Origin of the sequence: Streptomyces sp. NPDC057280 (genome assembly GCF_042668605.1) — a bacterium.
In the GTDB taxonomy this organism is placed as follows: domain Bacteria; phylum Actinomycetota; class Actinomycetes; order Streptomycetales; family Streptomycetaceae; genus Streptomyces.
On record NZ_JBHUYR010000010.1, the window covers coordinates 15,061 to 33,692 of the forward strand.

An 18,632-nucleotide genomic window follows, 5' to 3' on the forward strand; every position below is an offset into this window, starting at 1 on the left:
TTATCACAACCACACAACCCCAGGTCACAGGCTCACAGCGACAACCCGCCGGGAGGTTTCAGGCGAAAACGCCGCCCGTCCTACGCCCCCTTGCAATCGGACCTGACGACGCCCGCACCTCGCGGCCCGATCCCATCAGACGACATCCGGGACCTGACGCACCCGAAGCGCCCGGCGCATCGCCACGCCGCTGCCTGGGGGCACAGGGCTGGGCCGCGACCGGGGCTCAGCCCCCGTTGTCTTTCCTGCTCGCAGCAGGTCAGGCGAGCTTCTTCACTTGTGCACCCAGGATGTCCTGGGGGATGGCCGGCGGCTGAACGGGATTGAGGGACATGAAGGTGGCGATCGTTGCGTCCTGGCGAACGACCAGGGTGTAGAAGCGGGCCAGAGTGTTCGCCCGCCCGTACACCGTGGCCCGGGACAGTCCCTGCCGGCGCAGGCTGGCCAGCCACGCGTCCACGTCGGTCGGCTGCACCGCCCACAACCCGCGACGCAGGAAGATCGCGAACTGCGTCAGCGTCGCACGGTCATCCGCCACCGAACCGTCCAAGAACCCCGCGCCCATCCCCGCCAGCACGAACCGATCGACCAGCTCCCCCTCCAAAGGACGCAGCCCTCCCGTAACCGGATCAACATCCGGACCGGGCAAGAACCGCACCACCCCTACCACCGCACCCACCCCTCCCCCGTCCAGACTGCGTTGTCCCCTTCCTGGATACCGCCACGCCGTCACGAATCGTGAAGCATCCAAATAAGACTCAACCGACCGGGTGAACCCCAACACTCCAGCCCAGCACAGCAAACAGAGCCTGCTATCAATCCGCGAACATGCGCCCTTTCCTACACTGCTCCGGCACGTCCAGGCCGGGGGCACACTGCCCGGCAAGGCGGGCGAGCTGGTGGTGCAGGGTGAAGATCTGGGGGTGTGGATCGCTGGGCAGGCGGCCGGGTGGGACAAGCTGACTCCGGCGCAGCAGTACTTGCTGGAGAGTCTTGGTGTGGATCCGGACCGGGGGGGGCGGAGCTCCGGCCGGTACGGCGGTCGCAGGATGAGCTGTGGGAGCGGAACCTGGCCGCTGCTCGCCAGTTCCACGCCCGTGAGGGTCATCTGCGGGTACCTCGCCAGCACCGCGAGGACGTCGACGGCGAGCTGCTCGGACTCGGGTCGTTCATCTCCAACGCACGAAGGCGCGCCGCCGGGCTCAGCCCCGAACGACGTGCTGCACTGACCGACTTGGGGATGCGCTGGTAGACAGCTGAGGTGGGCAGGAGAGAAAAGGCGGGTACCGAATTCACTCACCCGACCGAGGCTCTTCCTCCTCACCCAACTCCGCCAGCCATCTAGCAGTACGGCGGGTCTCGACATGATCCTCACCCAGCACCCGACGCCGACGCTCCAGCGTCTCCTCCCCCAGCACACGCGCCTCCTGAACCCGCCCCACATCCGCCAGGTCGACGGCCAGGTTGGCCGCCGTGGACAGCGTGTCCGGATGCTCCGCACCCAGCACCCGCCGCCGACGCTCCAGCGTCTCCTCCCCCAGAGCCACCGCCTCCCCCACCCGACCCACATCCGCCAGCCGGATCGCCAGGCCGGACGCCGTACGCAGCGTCTCCGGATGCTCCACCCCCAACACCCGACGCCGCGCCGCAAGCGTCTCCTCCCCCAATACGACCGCCTCCTCCACCCGACCCACCTCCGCCAGGTCGAAGGCCAGGTTGAACGCCGTGATCAGCGTCTCCGGATGCTCCACCCCCAGCACCCGGCCCTGCACGGCAAGCGTCTCCTCCCCCAACACCACCGCCTCCTCCACCCGACCCACCTCCGTCAACCGAATCGCCAGGTTGGACGCTGTGAGCAGCGTGTCCGGATGCTCGGGTCCCAGCACCCGCCGCTGCGCCGCAAGCGTCTCCTCCCCCAACACCACCGCCTCCTCCACCCGACCCACCTCCGCCAGATCGAGGGCAAGGCTGGACGCCGTTTGCAGCGTGTCCGGATGCTCCTCACCTGACACTCGGCGCAGTGTCTCCAGGGTCTTCTCGTCCATGGCGAGGGCTTCCTCATGTCGCCCCAGCGCCCACAGCCGGATGGCGAGGTTGTGGGCGCTGTCCAGGGTGTTGGGGTGAGCGTCGCCGTGGAGGCGCTGGTGGCGGTTAAGGCTGTCTTCGTCCAGGGCGCGGGCGCGCTCATGGTCCTGGGTGTCGTCATAGGCGCGAGCCAGGTATTGAGCGGCGTCCAGGGTGTCGTCGTGGTCGGGACCCAGCTGCTGCAGGCAGGCGTCATGCAGCCGTTGCAGGCGTTCCCGGGCCAAGCGGGCTTGACCACGGTCCATCAGATACCAGCAGGCCTGCCTCACCGCCCTCCGTCCCCGGCTGGTGGTGAGCTGGGTAGGGTCGAGGGCCAGGGCGTGCGGGAGCAGGAACTGCCAGGCCGGCCACCACCGCGGATCCGCCGGGTCGCCGGGGTTGGCCGCGGCCAGGAGGGCTTCCGCATCAGCCACCGCTAGGCCGTGCTCCTGGACGGTCATCTGCCCCGCGAGCATGTCCTGGGTGAGGCGGTGCAGTTGGAGCGTGCCGTCCTGGACACGGGCCAGACCGTGCCGGGCGATGGCCTCCACTGCGCTCCCCGCTGCCAGCCGCGAACCCATCGTCTCCGCCAGGAGAGCGGAGGTCCCCCCGGGGAGATGGCCGGCGCAGGTGGCCAGGGGAAAGGGTTCGGGCGCCAGCAGAGCCAGCGCATCCACCACCGCGGCCGCCCCGGCATGCTCGGTCTTGAGGCGCGAGCGGGTGAGGCGGACCTGCGCGGCCAAGCCGGTCGGGTAGCCAGGCGGAGGGTTGTGCGCCATCACCTCGACCAGGTTCGCCGCCAGCTCCTCCTTCAGGCCCACCGCCGACAGGCCCCGTACCAGGAGGGCTGCGGCCTGGGCGAGGGCGAGCGGGAGATCGTCCAGGGTGGCGGCAATGTCGTCCGCGTCGGCGTCGGTGAGGTGCGCGCCCCGGGCGCGCAGCAGGGCCATGGACTCGGTGCGGGAGAGGGTGTCGACGTCGACGGGAACCGCGTAGGCGGTCCACAGGGGGTTGCGGGATGTGATCAGCACATGCCCGGGCCCACCGGGCAGGAACGGAGCAAGAGCGTCGGGGTCTTCGGCGTTATCGAAGACCAGCAGCCAACGTGACATCCCTCCCAGCTCCGCCAGCAGCATCTCGACCGCGGCGGCCGGTGGTGTGCCTGCGGGCGCGACGGCGGCCCGGACGGCAAGCTGGGCGAGTTGGTCGGGGATCAGGGTCGGGTCTTCCGAGGCGATCCACCAGGCGAACTCGTACTCGCCGGCGAACCGGTAGGCGTATTCGAGGGCAAGCTGGGTCTTGCCGACCCCGCCCCGGCCGTGCAGAGCCTGCACCGCCACCCGCTGCCCGGACGCCAAAGCCTCCCGCAAGTGCACCAGCATGCTGTCGCGGCCGGTGAACGCCGCGTTGCGTGCCGGAAGGTTCCGCACCCGCGGCAAAGACCCAGGAAGACGCGGCCCCGTACCACCAATCCGCGACAGCATCCCCGGCGGCCGACCCGGCGCCCGCCCAGGACGAGACGGACCATTCACCGCACGCAGAAGGGCATCACGGGCAGTCTGCTCATCCAGACCGAACAGATCAGTGACGATGAACGGGCTCAGGATCGCGGGTGTGGGGGTCTTCGCGATCCGGACCGGGGTGATCTGTTTCTGCCGGGCCAGCATCGCGGTCCACTCCGGGGTCGTGAACCGCTCCGGCTCGAAGTAGGCCGGGGAGAACAGGGCCAGCATCCGACCGTGCTCCAGGGCCGTGTTCATCTTTAGGATGAAGTTGTCGCCCGTGCCCCAGTCCCAGCAGTCCAGCTCGACTTCGTGGCCGGCGTCGAGGAGCTGCCAGGCGATCCACTCCGCCCAGGCTCTGTCGGCACCCGCATGGCTAATGAACCACACCCCGTCAGACGCGCTGCCAGGTGCCTCTATCGCGCCCATCGTGTCCCCCCGAAACCACGCGTTCGTACTGGTGCAAGCGTAGAGGCCGACACTCCTGCCGGGCCCCGGTCTTCGGCAGGCCGCAGGGCGCTCGCTGCTGCAGATTTCACCCCCACGGCACCGGATCCGAGACCAGCGTGGCTGGCCGTGGCGACGGATCCGGTGCCGCTGCGGGGGTGGCCGGGTGGAAGGGCGGGATGCTCAGCCGCGCTTGAGCTGGGTGATCTTCTGCTGGGCGGCCACGACGGCCCGGGCTAGCTCGTCGCGGGCGCTCTCCTGCTTCATCGCCTTCACCAGCTGCGTGCGGTGCTCCAGGACGGGGATCTTCACCGCGGCGGGTGCGGGCTCGGGCAGCGCGGTGTCGACGTACTCCTCGATGCGCTCGAGGACTCGGGCCAGCTCGGGGGCGATCGCGGGGGTGTGGTCGGCGACGCCGCGGAGCATGGTGCCCATCTGGGTGACGTCCTCGAAGTCCTCGCTGCGGCAGGGCTTGTGGGCGAGGCGGCACTGCGCCTTGTACAGGTCGGCCAGCCACTGGTCGACCTTGTCGAGTTCGGCGTTCGTCTGGTCGGTGCGGCGGATGCTGCGCATCCACGCGAAGACCTGCTGGTGGTGCAGCAGGCTGTAAGTGCCCAGGATGCCGGCGGTGAGCGCGGAGACGGTCGACACCGCGAGGGTGCCGGCGCCCGTGCCGATCGCCAGCATGGTGGTCATCATCTGTCGGAGGTCCGTTCCATGAATGGGGAGACGCCGATCCCGTACAGGGGTGCACGGAGTGTGCGACGTCGGGGGAAGGATGATGGGTCCGGGCGGGCCGACACCGTGGTGTGGCGGGCCCGCGCGGGAAAAGCGCTGTCGGGGGTGGTGTCAGGCCCCGACGAAGTGGCGCAGCGCGTCGACGTCGCGGACGACAAACTGCCGGTAGCGGGCCTCGATCACACCGTGGTGGCGCAGGGTGCGCAGCGCGTTCTCGGTGGTGGAGACGGCCAGTTGAAGGGCGGCTGCGATGTCTTTCTGCCCGGGGCCGGTGATGACGATGTGCCCGGCGGTGTCGGGGTCGGGGACGCCGGCGGTGTCGGCCAGGTGGGCCAGGAGCCGGGAGACGCGTTCCAGGGGCGGGCGGATCGCCATGGCGTAGACGGCCTCGTCGCTGCGGTTGCGCTCTTCCAGGCTGCACAGCAGGGCATGGCGGGCCTGGGGCAGGCGGCGCTCGATCAGAGCAGCGAAGTAGCGGGCGGCGCAGGGGATCGCGACCGTGCGGGTCAAACAGCGGGTGGCGACCGAGGCGGCCTGGGAGAGGAGGGCGGCTTCACCGACCAGCTGGCCCGGGCCGCGGAAACGCGTGATGGAAGGGACGTTGTCCCCGCGGCCCAGCGGGTAGCGGTCCTGGCGGACCACGCCCTCCCACAGGATGTAGACGTACGGGGCCTGCGGTCCCATCGGCAGGACGTCGTCGCGCTCGAAGGTGCGGCTGTGCAGGCCGGTCTGGAGCAGACGATGCCAGACCTCCGCGGGCAGGCGCTGGATGAAGCTGCCGTGGGGCTTGTCCTCGTGGCCTTGGTAGAGGTCGGTGGTGCGGGCGATGTCGAGAGCGGGAGGCATGCTCACACCCCCTTCGACGCGCGGGCGGGAGCGTACAGGGCGGGGCGCGCGCCCCGCGGCGTGTCGTGGTGACGGTCTGTCACGGGCGCGGGGGCGCGGTGTCCGCACAGGCGGGACATCCGGGCGCCGGCAACGATGGCGGTGCTCATGGGACTGGTCCTCGTTCGGTAGATCTGCCTGGGACCCCGCACGAATGCGGGGTCCCAGGTGGTGGGTCCGGCGCCCTCTCCGGGAGGTGGAACGCGCCTGGTGGTGAGCCGGGCAAGGCCTGGAGATGACGTTCGGCGGGAATACGCTACAGCCCGCCGCGAGTCCCAAGCTAGCCGCCTTTTTCACTAGTTACTTGGCAAACTTTGATCACGCCGGAAACCCCTACCGGTAGGGCTTTGTTACGCGCCAGAATCCAGACTTTCAAGCAATGACCCGAGGATGAATATCCTGAATATGCCGCATTTATTTCCGGATAGGCCTGCGAGGAGGCCGAAGGTTTTTTCCCAGGTGAGCGGCAGACGGCTCGCATGTAAACGCCGGGAAAAGAACGGGAGGCCTCCGGGGCACCACCCCCAAAGACCTCCCGGAAAGGGTCCGGACCCACCAGGATCAGACCGGTGCCCAGTAAACACCACGGCTGCTGTTAAGGTCACTCCCCTACGGCCGCCCATGACGGTTTACCACCCGATAGCCGCTCGAAACCCCCCGCTCGTAGGGGTTTGCGGGGCGCGGCGGGGAGCGCGGGCCACGTCAAGACGGCACGCCACGCGCCCCGCGTTTTGCCCGCTTTGCGCCCACCGGAACGGCACGCTCCCCACCCCACGGGCCCTTGAGAGCGCGATCAGACGATAATCATCGTTCAAGAATCAACAGACCCGGTCAACATAGCTTTACGCCCGCGACGGACCCTGACCGCAAACCGGTTGGTCAACCTGGGACCGGAACCACCTCGCACGACAGGGCCGGAATATGCTTCCGCCGGAGGCTCTACTTCGGATGCAAAGAACGCAAACCTCGCCCCGAATGCAATGCCACTGCATAGATCCGGGATATCGAACGGGAATCGAAGCCCGGCACCTCAGTAAATCCCGAATGTCGACTAGTGCACAATGCCACGAGCCTCCCCCGCTTCACCCCGCACCCCCGGCGCGCGACGCGGCGCTCGTACACGTGCCGCAGGCCTTTCACTCTGTCAGTTTTGTTACAGCACCGACGAGTTGAGGATGACCGCTGCACGATACCGATCAGGATGTACAGAAAATGACCGAACCGGCACGTAGAGTAACATGCATCACATTCTGCGCCGCCCACAGCGACCCGCGCACACCCCACCTGGACCCGCGCGCCCCACGCCTCACCTTGCGACCGCCCGGAGCCACACCAGCGCACCCGCCGCCTCCAGCGCCTTCCGGAACTGCACAATGCAGGAGGTCCTGCTCCAACACCCGCAGCGAGCACGCCCGAGTCACCGTTGCCGACCAACGCCTTCCCTCGGCGGCCCGAACAGCACAACTAGGGCATGGACACGCCCCAGTTCAAGCCGTTCCTGTAGGCCGTACAAGGGCCTGCCCTGAAGTGCTCACTCTGAAGCTTTCTGCTGCCTCACCCAGTGCAGCACCTCAACGGACCTCACGGTGTCGGGATGCTCCTCACCCAACAGCCGCCGCTGCCGGGCAAGCGTCTCCTCGCCCAATGCCAGCGCCTCCTCCACCCGACCCACATGTGCCAGACGGATCGCCAGATTGGACGCCATGATCAGGGTGTCGGGATGCTCCTGGCCCAGCACCCGCCGCTGCCGATCCAGCGCCTCCTCAACCCGACCCACTGCCTCCTCCGCCTGACCCATATCCCCCAGACGGATCGCCAGGTTGGACGCCATGATCAGGGTGTGGAAATGCTCCTCGCCCAGCACCCGCCGCTGCACCGCCAGCGTCTCCTCCACCAACGCCAGCGCCTCCTCCACCCGCCCCACATCTGGCAGACGAACCGCCAGGTTGTACGCCGTGCGCAGGGTGTCGGGATGTTCCTCACCCAACACCCGACGCTGCCGCGCCAGCGTCTCCTCACCCAAGGTCAGCGCCTCCCCCACCCGACCCACATGTGCCAGACGGATCGCCAGATTGGACGCCGTGCGCAGGGTTTCGGGATGCTCTTCACCCAACACCTGACGCCAACGCGCCAGCGTGCTCTCCTCCAGAGTCAGAGCCTCCTCCACCCGACCCGCATCCCCCAGCCAGATGGCCAAGTTCGACGCCGTAAGCAGGGTGTCGGGATGTTCCTCACCCAACACCCGACGCTGCCGCCTCAGCGTCTTCTCACCCAATACCAGCGCCTCCTCCAACCGCCCCACCGCCGCCAGACGGACCGCCAGATTGGAAGCCGTGCGCAGGGTGTCGGGGTGTTCTTCTCCCAGGAGCCGACGGCGCCGCTCGAGAGTGTCCGCGTCCAACGCGCGGGCCCGCTCATAGTCCTGGGGGCCGTTGTAAGCGCGGGCAAGGTAAGTGGCGGTCCGCAGAGTGTCTTCGTGGTCCGGGCCCAGCTGCCGGGACCAGGTGTCGTATAGCTCCTCCAAAATTTCCCGGGCGGGGCGGACCTGGCCGCGGTCCATCAGGTACCAGCAGGCGTCGCGCACCACGTCCCGCCCCTTCTCGGTGGTGATCGAGGCGGGGTCGACGGCGAGGAGGTGAGGCAGCATTTGCCGCCACCGGGGCCACGTCGCGGGCTGCGTCACGTTGCCGGGATGGGCTGCGGAAAGGAGTGCTTCAACATCCCGGGCGGCCTGCTGGTGCTGGTCGGCGGTGAGCTGGTCGGCGAGCACGGTCTGGGTCAGCCGGTGCAGCTGCACGCTGCCGTCCTGCACCCGGGCCAGACTGTGCCGGCCAATAGCCTGCAACATTGGACCCGCCGCCAGACGAGACTCCAGGGCCTTGGCCAGCGGCGCGGAGACCTGGTCTGGCAGACGGCCGGCGCAGACGGTGACGGGGAAGGGTTCTGGGGCCAGCAGGGCCAGCGCCGCCAGCAAGAGCAGTGCGTCCGGGTGCTCGGCCGCCAGGCGGCCAGCGGTCAGGCGGACCTGCGCGGCCAGCGACACCGGATAATCGGCCGGGCGCCCCTCCGCCAGCACCGCCGCAGCATTCGCGGCCAGCTCGCCCTTCAGGTCCATGGCCGACAGGCCGCCTCTGAGGAGTGAGCCGGCCTGCGCGAGCGCCAGGGGGAGATCGTCCAGCGCCCGGGCAAGTTCGTCGGCATCCGCATCGTCCAGGACGTGATGGTGGCTGCCCAGCAGATCGCGGGATTCGCTGCGGGAGAAGACGTCGACGCTCAGAGGGGTGGCCCACGTCTGCCAGTTGGGGTTGCGGGAGGTGATCAGCACATGTCCGGTGCCGCCGGGCAGGAAGCTGGACAGGGCTTCGGGGTCTTCGGCGTTGTCGAAGACCAGCAGCCACCGCGACCGCGACCGCAACTCCTCCAGGAGCAGCTGCACGGCTTCGGTCGCGGGCGTGCCGGCCGGTGCGGCCCCGATCCGGGCGGCGAGGGCGGCGAGCTGGTCGGGGATTAGGGCAGCATCCTCCGCGGCGACCCACCACGCCAGCTCGTACTCACCCGCGAACCGGTACGCGTACTCGATCGCCAACTGGGTCTTGCCCACCCCGCCCCGGCCGTGCAACGCCTGCACCGCCACCCGGCTGTCCGCCGCCAGGGCCTGGCGCAGCTGAACGAGGAGGGTGTCGCGGCCGGTGAAGGACGCGTTGCGGGCCGGAACATTCCACACGCGCGGCAGGCTCCCGGGCAGCCGCGGACCACTGCCACCCAACTGCCGCAACACCCCGCCGGGGCCGGAGCCAGGGAAGGGCGGCTCGGCCTGGGGCCGGGATGGACCGTTGACCGCTTCCAGCAACACCCTGCGCGCGTCGGCCTGCTCGATGCCGAACAGATCCCGGGAGATCACCGCGCGCAAGATCGGCGGAGCTTCGACGTCGGACACGCGGACGGGGGTGATCTTCTCCCGCATCGCCACCATCGCAGTCCACTCCGGCGTGGTGAAGCGCTCCGGCTCGAAGTAGGCCGGCGAGAACACCGCCAGGAAGCGGCCCCGCTCGAGGGCGGCGTTCATCTTCAGGACGAAGTTGTCGCCGGCGCCCCAGTCCCAGCAGTCCAACTCCACCTGCAGACCGGCATCGACGAGCTGCCAGGCGATCCACTCCGCCCACGCACGATCCGCACCCGCATAACTGATGAACCACACCCCGCCCGACGTGCCGTCAGGCGCCCCCGTGCCAGCCATCCAAGCCCCCGAACGATGCCGCCGTAAACCACCAACCAGCGTAGGAGCAGGGGTCCTTGACGGGCACGGTGTTCACCAGCATCCGTCCACGGCAGCAAGGTAGGGTCCAGGTGGGTCCGCGTCGCACGCCGTCGGCGCGGGCCCACTGCGCTGGCCGGCCCGGCTTCGAACCGCGCTCCGCCTCGGCGCCCACAGCGTGACGTCAGCCGTCGAGTGCTCGTTGAACCGGCTGGTCAACGAAGTGCACCACAAGACCCCGGCCGCCCTTGTCATGGCAACGGCCGGGGTCTCGTGCCATTGAAAACGGCCCGCGCGCCCGGGCCGGAGCGCGGCTGTGCCCGCCAAGACGGGGGAGCCTGACGGGCACACAGCCAGTCTCGCACCGAAGCGCCCGCAGCGCGCGGCGAACCGGCTCCTTCCTCGCGTGCCATCGCGCACCCGGGGCCGGCCAGCGCCAGCGGGGCAACGTGCCGATGTGCGCGGGTCGATGATGCGACTTACCCGCCCGGGCGGGTGAGCCACGAATCGAAGCCCGCACGTGAACTGCCCCGCTGCCGCTACGAAGACCCCCTGACCTGTTGGTGATCCTCGAGAGGAACCTCACCCCGTGCGTCTTGCCCGCACCGCCACCGCGGCAGCCGTCGTCTGCACTCTCACCGCCCTGCTCACCCCCAGCACCGCGCACGCCGCCTACGTCGCGCACGCTGCTCCCGGCGACACCATCGCCGTACCCGTCCGCGACGCGCTGGCCGCCCTCACTGTTCAGGACGAAGACCGCACCGGTTATGAGCGCACCAAGTTCCGCCACTGGATCGATGCCGACCGCGACGGTTGCAGCACCCGCGCGGAAGTGCTCCTCGAGGAAGCCGTCGTCGCCCCCGAGCAGAGCGCGAACTGCGCGCTGAGCGGCGGCTCGTGGTACTCGCCCTACGACGACACCTACTTCACTGCCGCCCGTGCCCTCGACATCGACCACCTCGTCCCGCTCGCCGAAGCCTGGGACTCCGGTGCCTCCGCATGGAGCTCCGGCGAACGCCAGGCCTACGCCAACGACCTCGACGATTCCCGCGCCCTGATCGCGGTGTCTGCCGCCAGCAACCGCAGCAAGAGCGATCAGGACCCCGCCACCTGGCAGCCCCCGGCCGCCGGCTACCGCTGCACCTACGTCACCGACTGGGTAGCCATCAAAACCCGCTGGAACCTTGCCATCGACACCGCGGAACAGACGGCGATCTCCGAGATCCTCGACGCCTGCCCCCACGCGCCCATCGAGGTCACCCGCGCCCGCTGACCACCACCCGACCGGGCCCACGATGCCAGGGCCCTGCTTCTTTTCACCTATCGGCAAGACCCCGAGCGGAGCAGGCGGTGATGTCGAAGATGTCGCCGGAGGTGCCACGGCTGGCGTCCGGTGAGGTGACCTCAAGGGTCATGCCGCCCTGGACGCAGTCCTTCGCCGGGTTCGTCTCCTGAGTACAGCGACCAAACGGAACTTACTGCGTGGCCGGTGAGCGGCCCCGGCCGCCATGCCGTTGCGGAGTTACTGGTCCGCAGGCTTCAGCGGAAGCCCGGCGTTCCGGTCGGAACGGGTGTGCCGCGCCGACCGGAACGGTGGGTGATCACGGGTCAGAAGTACTCGCCGCGTTCGGCCCGGCGCAGGATGTCGCGTTCCCGGCCACTCCGGGTGGTGAGCGAGTCCTCGTGGTCAATGACGACGGTGTCACTGGCCCGCCGTGCTCGTACCTGGGCTCCGTAGCCGTCCGCCGCCTTCACCAGCACAGCGTCCTGGTGTGCAGCGGGCCAGCTTTGGATCAGATAGAACTCCACGACGTCGTCCATCACGGTGTGGTCGACGGCACGGTCCCGGCCGCGGGCATGGACACGCAACCGATACGTACCGGCGCCTTGGACGGCCAGTGACGGCAGATCCGCCGGCTCGTCCATGAACGACGTCACGAGCAGTTCCCCGGACGAGGAGGTGCAGGAAATCTCAGCGATCTCCTCCCAGCCCGTGCCAGGATCGGGCCGCTGCAGATGCGACTCGACCGTGACGCGGACGTCTCCGGTATGGATCCCCGTGCTCACCTCGATCATGCCGCCCGAGGCAGACACCAGACCGGTGACACTCGCGTCCACGTCGTCGGCTACCGGACCGTCCGGATCCGTGATCTGGAAGCGGTGGTACTCCACGGCCACCAGGTCGCTGTCGGTAGGGGCTTGTTCATCCATGGTGGCCTCGCCTGCTCTCCTCGGGCTGCTCTAGGCGATCCATACCAGGAACCGGTCGCCTTCAAGTACACGGGCGTAGGTGTAGAACCCCTTGAGGGCCTTGCCCGCCTTTTCGTTCTGCTGGGCGTTGACCATGCGGCGACTGAAGTCGCCGCCGCCGTACCGGGCGCCCTGCCAGGTGCTGGCGAAGGGGTACTCGTCGCAGGACTTACCCGGTGGCCGCTCCAGGCTCGTCGGGCATGCCTTGTTCCGGTTCTCTCTGATTTTCGCGCGGTCGGTGAGCCGGGTCAGGTAATGCGTCGTGCCGTATTTGCCCGGCAGGCCCTGGGCCTGAGCGTCCTTGATGTGCTTGGCGATGTCGGGCCACGGTCCGTTCAGGCTGTAGCGGATCACTGGCACGGCCTTCAGATTCACGCAGCCAACCTGGCGCGGGGCGCCGGGCAGGGCGTTGTCGCAACGAACGTCGACGGTAGCAAGCTTCATTGCGTCGGACGGGCCCGCCCACTGCGGGTTGGTGAACCTCCAGGACGCCTTGCTGCGGCCGGTGCCCCGCTGCTTGGCGGCGGAGGTATCGATGGTGGTGCTCATGAAGAACTGCCCGTAGGGCTCGGAGTGCTTGGAGATGGTCTGCGACGGGAAGCTCTTGTCGACGACTTTGCACTTGTTGACGCACGAGGCGCTTCCATACGCCTTGGTACCGGTCACTGCCCGGCCCCATCGCTGTGACTCCAGCAGCCTGACCTGGTAGGCCCAGGTCTTGGAGTCCCGGGCGGAGAAGGAGTATCCGATGACCAGGTACTTGATACCGCCGACCCTCTCACCGGTGCGGACGTCGACAGCGACGACTTCAGAGCGCCATATGCCACAGCCGCGCATGCGCTCGATGTACCAGGTGCTGTCCACCCCTTTGTCGATGCACCACTGGGGTTCCTGCCACGCTCTGGGCCTGGCGGCCGCGGTCACCGGGTCTGGTTCGTCGGCCGCCGCGGGCGAGGCGGCCGCCTCATCCGCATCGGTGCGCGCAGCGCTTTGCGGTGCGGTCTGGCCGACGTCCGGGACGCCGGCCAGGGTGTTCGACTCAGTGGCCGGGGTGTCGGCAGAGGCGTCCAGGCCCGCCAGGGCAGCCTGCTCGTCAGCGGTAAGCTCGTCGGCCGGCTCGAGCGGCAAGGTGCAGGCCGTGTATTGCGCGCCAGGAGTTGTGGCGGTCTCCTTCACCTGCGCATCGCAGGTGGCCGCCCGCTCAGCAACCAATCCGACGCGCTCACCGTCTTCCGCGTCTCCCGGGCCAGCCGTCGGGTCCCCCGCCATACTGTCCGCGCCCAGCGCGAGTTCTTCTGCTGACGTCTCGGCATCCGGGTCACCGTCGGTGGCTTCCGACCACGATGACGGTGCATCAAATGGGTCGTTGGGAGTCACGCTCGTGGTCAGCGAGGTGTCCCCGTTCGTGCCCGGTTCGTCTGCCGCCTGTGCGACGCCCAGGTGAGTGCACAACAGCCCTACCGTCACCGCGCTGGCTGCCAGCAACATTCTCGATCTCAAGTTGTCGTTCCCCTGTTTGGTCAAAGCAGCGCGAAGCCAGCCTTATGTGGCATGTCCGCGCCGGGTCGACCTGATCAAATCACAGGCAACCGACACATCGCCGATGAGGATCCTGGCCTCGAGCCCGTCTCGACGGGCCCCTCACCAGGGACATGGGCCCGTACCGGGGCGTCGAGCAAGCTGCTCCGGCTGGCAGTGCGTTGCAGCGTCGCGTTGCGCTGTTCCACACGGTCACTGTGTTCGACCGCGTGCGGTGCTGAAAGGATGCTGGCGACTGGAAGATCGACGCCGGCGTCAGTGACGCCTTCTGCCTGGATCAGAAAGGTACTTCCCGCCAGCCATGGCCCCTACGTCCTGATAGCGGTCTGCACCTTCGTCTGGGTGAGAGCCAAGGCTGGACCGGCTCCATGCTGCATCATCAGGGCCGCCTGGGTGTGGCGCCGGCGCAGGGCCTGGCGCCGGGATCTGCCCGAGGACTGCCTGCAGGATGCGCCGGCGCCACACCGTGCGGCGCGACGCCCGCGGTGACGGCCTCCATGCGGCGCCGGACTCGGACAGTGCAGTCCAGTCAGCGGGGACGGATCAGGAATCTACACACTTCTCGATCTCGAGCGGGGTTGTCGTTTCCTGCAGATCTCCATTGGCGTTCTTGCGGAACTGGATGGAATAGCAGCGGTGAGCCCGGGAGTACGAGACGCCGAACATGCTGGTGTCTTTGTATTCTGCGAAGAAGCGGACAGTGGTGGCCAGCGAGCTGCCCGACGGGGTGTAGGAGATGAGTCTGCCGTCGTGCTGTTCGGCGATGGTGGTCGCAGCCTCCTGTCCGGGATAGGCATCTTTGGACTTGGCCGCAACGTCGTGCGCGTATGACTGCGCCTGGCTAACCGTCTTGCGCTGGGCCTCCTTCTCATTGCGGTCATTGGCACTCTCTTGGCGGGAGTACATGAGCATGAGGACGGAGGCGACGATCAGCACCACGAGGATGGGGGCCGTGATGGCGATGAGGCATCCCGGGGACGGCACTGTGACGCGGTCCTTGCGCGTCACAGTGCCGTGATCGGACATTCTTGTGCTCACTGGTCCTTTGTTCTCAGGATCGGGTTAGGGCCGGGGGTCATGAATGCCTGGGCGTAGGTACTGGTACCGGTCTGGTTCGGGTGGTAGCTCTCACGGCTGAGGCACGTCGTGCCTGCGAACCACCAGCAGAGTTGGGTGACGTCGTCGCCGTGGTGGAAGTCACCGTCACCGTTCGGGCCGGCCACGATTCCGTTGATCCCTTCCGGTGAATCGCAGATGCGTTTCCCATCGAATGCCGACTGCGGGGACCGGTACAGCACGTGTTCCGCGCTCATGGAGGCGGCCAGGTCGCGCTGCTTGTCCTCGAAGTACAGGGCCATGTTGTTGAGGGTGACGCGCTGGGTGGCGCTCACCAGTGTGGGGCACTGCTCTGTGCGGCTGAAGAGAAGCGGATAACCCATCAGTGAAATCGTCGCGTTCGGGGCGTGTCGGTGGATCTGCTCCAGCACCGTCCGAGTATCGCTCACGGCGATGTCGATGTCAGCCTTCATCGAGGCGTCCGACGGGCACCCTTGCATAACGCATGTCTGGATCTTGTTGTCGAAGCGTGCGTCGTTCCCGCCGATGGTCAGCATGACCAGCGTCGTGTCCTCGCTGAGCGCTCCGGAGTCGATCTGGGTCTTCTCGTGGAAGTTTCCGTCCCGGCCCCAAGCGCCTGGGTCGCCCTCGGTCATCTGGGCGGTCTTGGCTCCGGAGCAGGCGGTGAACTGGAAGTCCAGCGCCGGGTCGTAGCGGTCGGCGAGCGCGCCGATGGTCGCTGTCTGGCCCATGAGAGTCACTTTGCGGGGCCACGCGTTGGGGCTGCGCCGGCACGCGTTCCAGCTGCTCTTGCCATGGTCCCTGTCGGACTCGGGAGAGTACGATCCACTGCCCTCACCGGAGGTGTAGGAGTCGCCCATAGCGACGATCATGTGCTGCGGTTTCCCGGACAGTGGTTGGAAGGCGACGGCATCCCAGGCGATGTCCTCGTCAGCGATGCCGTCGGCGGCGTCGTTGGTCAGTTGCACGCGGGGGGTGCCGGTGAAGTGGTAGACGCCGAGATTGACCCATGTGTTCTTGCTGTAGTGGGTGTTGATGTAGCGGTCGCGATCGCCACCCGAAACCCCCTTGATCACGTAGTGGGCCTGCTGAGTGTGCGCCCCAGTGTCCGGCTGGTGGGCGAAGACGCGGGCCCATCCCACGCTCTGTCCGAGGGTCCAGGTGCCGTCGATGGTCATCCGGCCGCCAACGCCGCCGAGATGAGCGCTGTCACGGGTGTGGGTGTACCAGAAGTGCCCGCCGTAGCCCCCGCCGATCTGGTGTAGATCTCCCTTTGCTTCGTAATTGTTGGCAGCGTCGGAGTAGAAGGAGAACTGGAAGCTGCCCTTTGAGGCCACTGTGGCGCAGCCGGAATCGGTGCTCCAGGTGGGCTTGCCTGCCGCGATCGCCTCGACGACCAGGGCGCCGGAGGGGAGCCCGGTGGTGGAGCAGGTGGATGAGCCGTACTGGAGCCGGTAGCCGCGTCCGGGCTCGTTGACGAGCGTCTGGTACTTGATGTTCTCGTTGCCGCAGTCATTGGGGCAGTTGGATTTCCAGGTCACGTTCGACCCACGCCACCAGTACTGCTTGTAGCAGTCTTCGTCCGGGCAGTCGGGCGGGTTGTCGGCGTTGCACTGGTTGGTGGAATTGCAGAACTTGTCCAACGACGGCTTGATGTTGCTGCGTTGACCCTCGCTAATCCACCAGGCTGGGCGGAAGCCGGCTGAGGAGAAGCCACTTTCTCCGGGCCAGTCCTGCCGCCCCGACGTCGCGTAGGAGTAGCCGGCGTCGATGGACCAGGCGGCCCAGCCCATCACCTTCTCTTCGTACGGCCAGTCCTGCGGGTGTGCCGCGTCATGGTTGGCGTCCGGGTCGAGTGAGGTGTCCATGAAGGCCAGCCGGGAGGCCGGGTAGATCGGGTTGGCCGGGTTGTTGTACCAGCCGAGTCCCCACGGCTTGCCGTCACCTTTGTTCGGGTTGAAGCCGAGGTTGTAGTTCCACAGGGCTGCGAACCAGTTCTCCGGCTTGGACGGGTCGTCGTTGTTGATGGTGATGGTCTGCCCCGCGGTGTGGACCTCTTTCCACTTGTTCGCGAGGATGTACATGGACGCGGCGATGTTCACCGTGTAGTCAAGGGCAATGGCCCGTTGCACGTTCGGGCTGTGCAAGGTCTCGTTGGGCTTTGCATGTCCGGCCATACGCATGCCGTCGGTGACCTGGCCGACACCGTAACCGCAGTCAGACTTGTCCCAGTTGATCTTCCAGTACTCGTCGGACGTGCTCCCCTTGTGGCCGTAGAAGCCGGCCACAGCGGCGAGGGGGTTGCCCATCTGGCCCGGTATCGCGCCTGACTCGGCTTGCCACAGGTTGGACTCCTGAGCGAGCACACCCAGCATGACCTGGGCCGGGATGCGGGCGTTCGGGTCATCATTGAGCTTCGGCTTGGGGAAGAGCCCCTGTGGGTCGATCGTGCCGAGTCCGATCTGGGCACGCCAGCCGCCCTGGGTGATCCGGCTTGCCTTCAGCTCACCGCGGATGGCCATGTCCACGGCCCATTCGACCTGGTTCGGCGTCGGCTGGAGCGCCATGCTGTCCACGTCGTTGCGGGGGACGGAGCACCAGCGGTCGGTGTCGACAGGGTTGGTAGAGACACTGGCGGCCGCGGCGGTGCGCGTGAGCTGAGTGTGCGCCCCGCCGCTGTCGCTCCCGTCGAGAGCGGGAGAGAGGGCACCACTGCCTGATCCGCTGTCCTGCTCCTTCACTGACTGGGTGAACGTCTTTCCGGTCGCCGTCGCCGTGGCCGTCAGCGTCAGCGGCTCCTGTTCGCCTGGCGGTGCGCTGACGTCCTGCGGCGCGGGCTCGGAGGCTGTGAAGCCCTTCCCGGCGCCTTTGATGTGTTCCAGACCGGCGCGGACGCCGGGTGAGACGATCGGGTCGACAGCCAGCTGGCCGTGGCTGGAGATCGCGGCGTCGGCCGGCGCGTCCAGGCGCCTTACGCCGGTTCCCGCGGTGTCTGGCGCGCCTGTGGGATGACCGGTGAGGAAGACCCGCCCGGTGCCCCCTTGCTGCAGCGCGATGTCGCTGAGTTTGCCCGAGGCGAACACAGAGGGGTGTCTCTGAACCCGCGACCACAGCTTGGCGTGTGCAGTCTCGTCGTCCTCACGGTCGAGGAAGGCGATTTGGTCCTTGCTCGTGACCCGGATGTCGTAGGGCACATGATCCGTGGTGGCCAGCCTTTTGACCTTTCCCGTCGGGCTGATGTGCACCAGGCGGGGGCCTCGGGCGGCCACCGTTCCGTCGGCGACCGGGACGGCGGAGGTAATCTGCCCGGCGGCGACCGTGTCGGCCACGATGTCACCAGATGTACTGACGGTGACGAGCCGGCTCTTGTTGTCCCGGAAGGACGTGAAAGTGGCCGTTTGGGTGTCCGGGTTGCAGGAGGGGTCGAAGTAGGCCAAGGACGCTGTGAACGGCAGTTTCGTTACCTGCCCCGACTCCAGATCGACGATGGCAGTGAATGCGCCGCCCAGCATCAGGTCCTGATGGTTGGTGAAGGTGCGGGGGGCGTAGACAACTGCGGCGTGCGAGCGGTCCATCACACACTCGTTGCCTATCCAGGTGTCCGCCGGCATGCCCGGTTCGGCGAGGACGGCGGCGGTTTTCCACACGTACGCGTCGGCGCTGTCTGCGGTGACGATGTGCAGGCCGTTGGTGTCGGCCGCGGAGGCGACGGCCCGGTCCGGCGAGGCCTTCCAGTTCTTGCCGAGCTTCTTGCCCGGATTCTCTACCTGGCCCGAAGGCGGCGGCGTGGCCTGCTTGGTTACGCGGCTGGTCTCGGGTGCCGCGGTGGCAGGCACAGCAGCCTGCAGGAGTCCGCCGGTGAGCACGGCGCACAC

Annotated in this window: 11 protein-coding genes; 2 read left to right on the top strand and 9 right to left on the bottom strand. The window is 67.7% G+C overall.

From position 1 onward, the window contains the following. Positions 1 to 259: 259 nt before the first annotated feature. Entirely contained in the window at positions 260 to 679 is a 420-nt protein-coding gene (locus ACFUO4_RS37655; protein WP_383493458.1) for an integrase, read from the bottom strand. Between the two features lie 270 nt (positions 680 to 949). On the opposite strand from ACFUO4_RS37655, the gene ACFUO4_RS37660 reads away from it, so the two are divergent. Then, complete coding sequence (locus tag ACFUO4_RS37660) at positions 950 to 1,252, top strand: helicase associated domain-containing protein (RefSeq protein ID WP_377862251.1); 303 nt, start codon at positions 950 to 952, stop codon at positions 1,250 to 1,252. Positions 1,253 to 1,292: 40 nt separating this feature from the next. Here the strand turns inward: ACFUO4_RS37660 and fxsT (ACFUO4_RS37665) are convergent, their stop codons facing one another. The 4 genes from fxsT (ACFUO4_RS37665) to fxsT (ACFUO4_RS37680) all read right to left on the bottom strand — a co-directional run bounded on the left by fxsT (ACFUO4_RS37665) (position 1,293) and on the right by fxsT (ACFUO4_RS37680) (position 9,873). Beyond that, a complete protein-coding gene (gene fxsT, locus ACFUO4_RS37665; RefSeq protein WP_383493461.1) occupies positions 1,293 to 3,995 on the bottom strand; it encodes an FxSxx-COOH system tetratricopeptide repeat protein in 2,703 nt (900 codons plus the stop codon). A 201-nt stretch (positions 3,996 to 4,196) separates the two neighbouring features. Beyond that, positions 4,197 to 4,712 (bottom strand): hypothetical protein, encoded by a 516-nt coding sequence (locus ACFUO4_RS37670; RefSeq protein WP_383493464.1) that lies wholly within the window; start codon positions 4,710 to 4,712, stop codon positions 4,197 to 4,199. Between the two features lie 150 nt (positions 4,713 to 4,862). Then, positions 4,863 to 5,597, bottom strand: a complete 735-nt coding sequence (locus ACFUO4_RS37675; RefSeq protein ID WP_383493467.1) for a Crp/Fnr family transcriptional regulator — start codon at positions 5,595 to 5,597, stop codon at positions 4,863 to 4,865. Positions 5,598 to 7,167: 1,570 nt separating this feature from the next. Then, positions 7,168 to 9,873, bottom strand: a complete 2,706-nt coding sequence (fxsT, locus tag ACFUO4_RS37680) for an FxSxx-COOH system tetratricopeptide repeat protein (RefSeq protein WP_383493470.1) — start codon at positions 9,871 to 9,873, stop codon at positions 7,168 to 7,170. Positions 9,874 to 10,480: 607 nt separating this feature from the next. Between fxsT (ACFUO4_RS37680) and ACFUO4_RS37685 the strand changes: the two genes are divergently transcribed. Next, a complete protein-coding gene (locus ACFUO4_RS37685) occupies positions 10,481 to 11,164 on the top strand; it encodes an HNH endonuclease family protein (protein ID WP_383493473.1) in 684 nt (227 codons plus the stop codon). A gap of 335 nt (positions 11,165 to 11,499) precedes the next feature. On the opposite strand, the gene ACFUO4_RS37690 is transcribed toward ACFUO4_RS37685, so the two are convergent. The 4 genes from ACFUO4_RS37690 to ACFUO4_RS37705 form a co-directional block, all read right to left on the bottom strand. Further along, positions 11,500 to 12,102, bottom strand: coding sequence for a hypothetical protein (locus ACFUO4_RS37690; RefSeq protein WP_383493476.1), 603 nt, complete (start codon positions 12,100 to 12,102; stop codon positions 11,500 to 11,502). A gap of 30 nt (positions 12,103 to 12,132) precedes the next feature. Continuing rightward, entirely contained in the window at positions 12,133 to 13,629 is a 1,497-nt protein-coding gene (locus tag ACFUO4_RS37695; RefSeq protein WP_383493479.1) for a NucA/NucB deoxyribonuclease domain-containing protein, read from the bottom strand. A 594-nt stretch (positions 13,630 to 14,223) separates the two neighbouring features. After that, the gene (locus ACFUO4_RS37700; RefSeq protein WP_383493482.1) at positions 14,224 to 14,706 is read right to left on the bottom strand and encodes a hypothetical protein; all 483 of its coding nucleotides are present in this window, start codon (positions 14,704 to 14,706) and stop codon (positions 14,224 to 14,226) included. Between the two features lie 8 nt (positions 14,707 to 14,714). Continuing rightward, a complete protein-coding gene (locus ACFUO4_RS37705) occupies positions 14,715 to 18,623 on the bottom strand; it encodes an SGNH/GDSL hydrolase family protein (RefSeq protein WP_383493484.1) in 3,909 nt (1,302 codons plus the stop codon). Positions 18,624 to 18,632: the final 9 nt, after the last annotated feature.

Excerpts from the sequence above, each read along its gene's own strand:
- fxsT (WP_383493461.1), bottom strand. The coding sequence starts at position 3,995 with ATGGGCGCGATAGAGGCACCTGGCAGCGCGTCTGACGGGGTGTGGTTC.
- ACFUO4_RS37670 (WP_383493464.1), bottom strand. The coding sequence starts at position 4,712 with ATGATGACCACCATGCTGGCGATCGGCACGGGCGCCGGCACCCTCGCG.
- ACFUO4_RS37675 (WP_383493467.1), bottom strand. The coding sequence starts at position 5,597 with ATGCCTCCCGCTCTCGACATCGCCCGCACCACCGACCTCTACCAAGGC.
- fxsT (WP_383493470.1), bottom strand. The coding sequence starts at position 9,873 with ATGGCTGGCACGGGGGCGCCTGACGGCACGTCGGGCGGGGTGTGGTTC.
- ACFUO4_RS37690 (WP_383493476.1), bottom strand. The coding sequence starts at position 12,102 with ATGGATGAACAAGCCCCTACCGACAGCGACCTGGTGGCCGTGGAGTAC.
- ACFUO4_RS37695 (WP_383493479.1), bottom strand. The coding sequence starts at position 13,629 with ATGTTGCTGGCAGCCAGCGCGGTGACGGTAGGGCTGTTGTGCACTCAC.
- ACFUO4_RS37700 (WP_383493482.1), bottom strand. The coding sequence starts at position 14,706 with ATGTCCGATCACGGCACTGTGACGCGCAAGGACCGCGTCACAGTGCCG.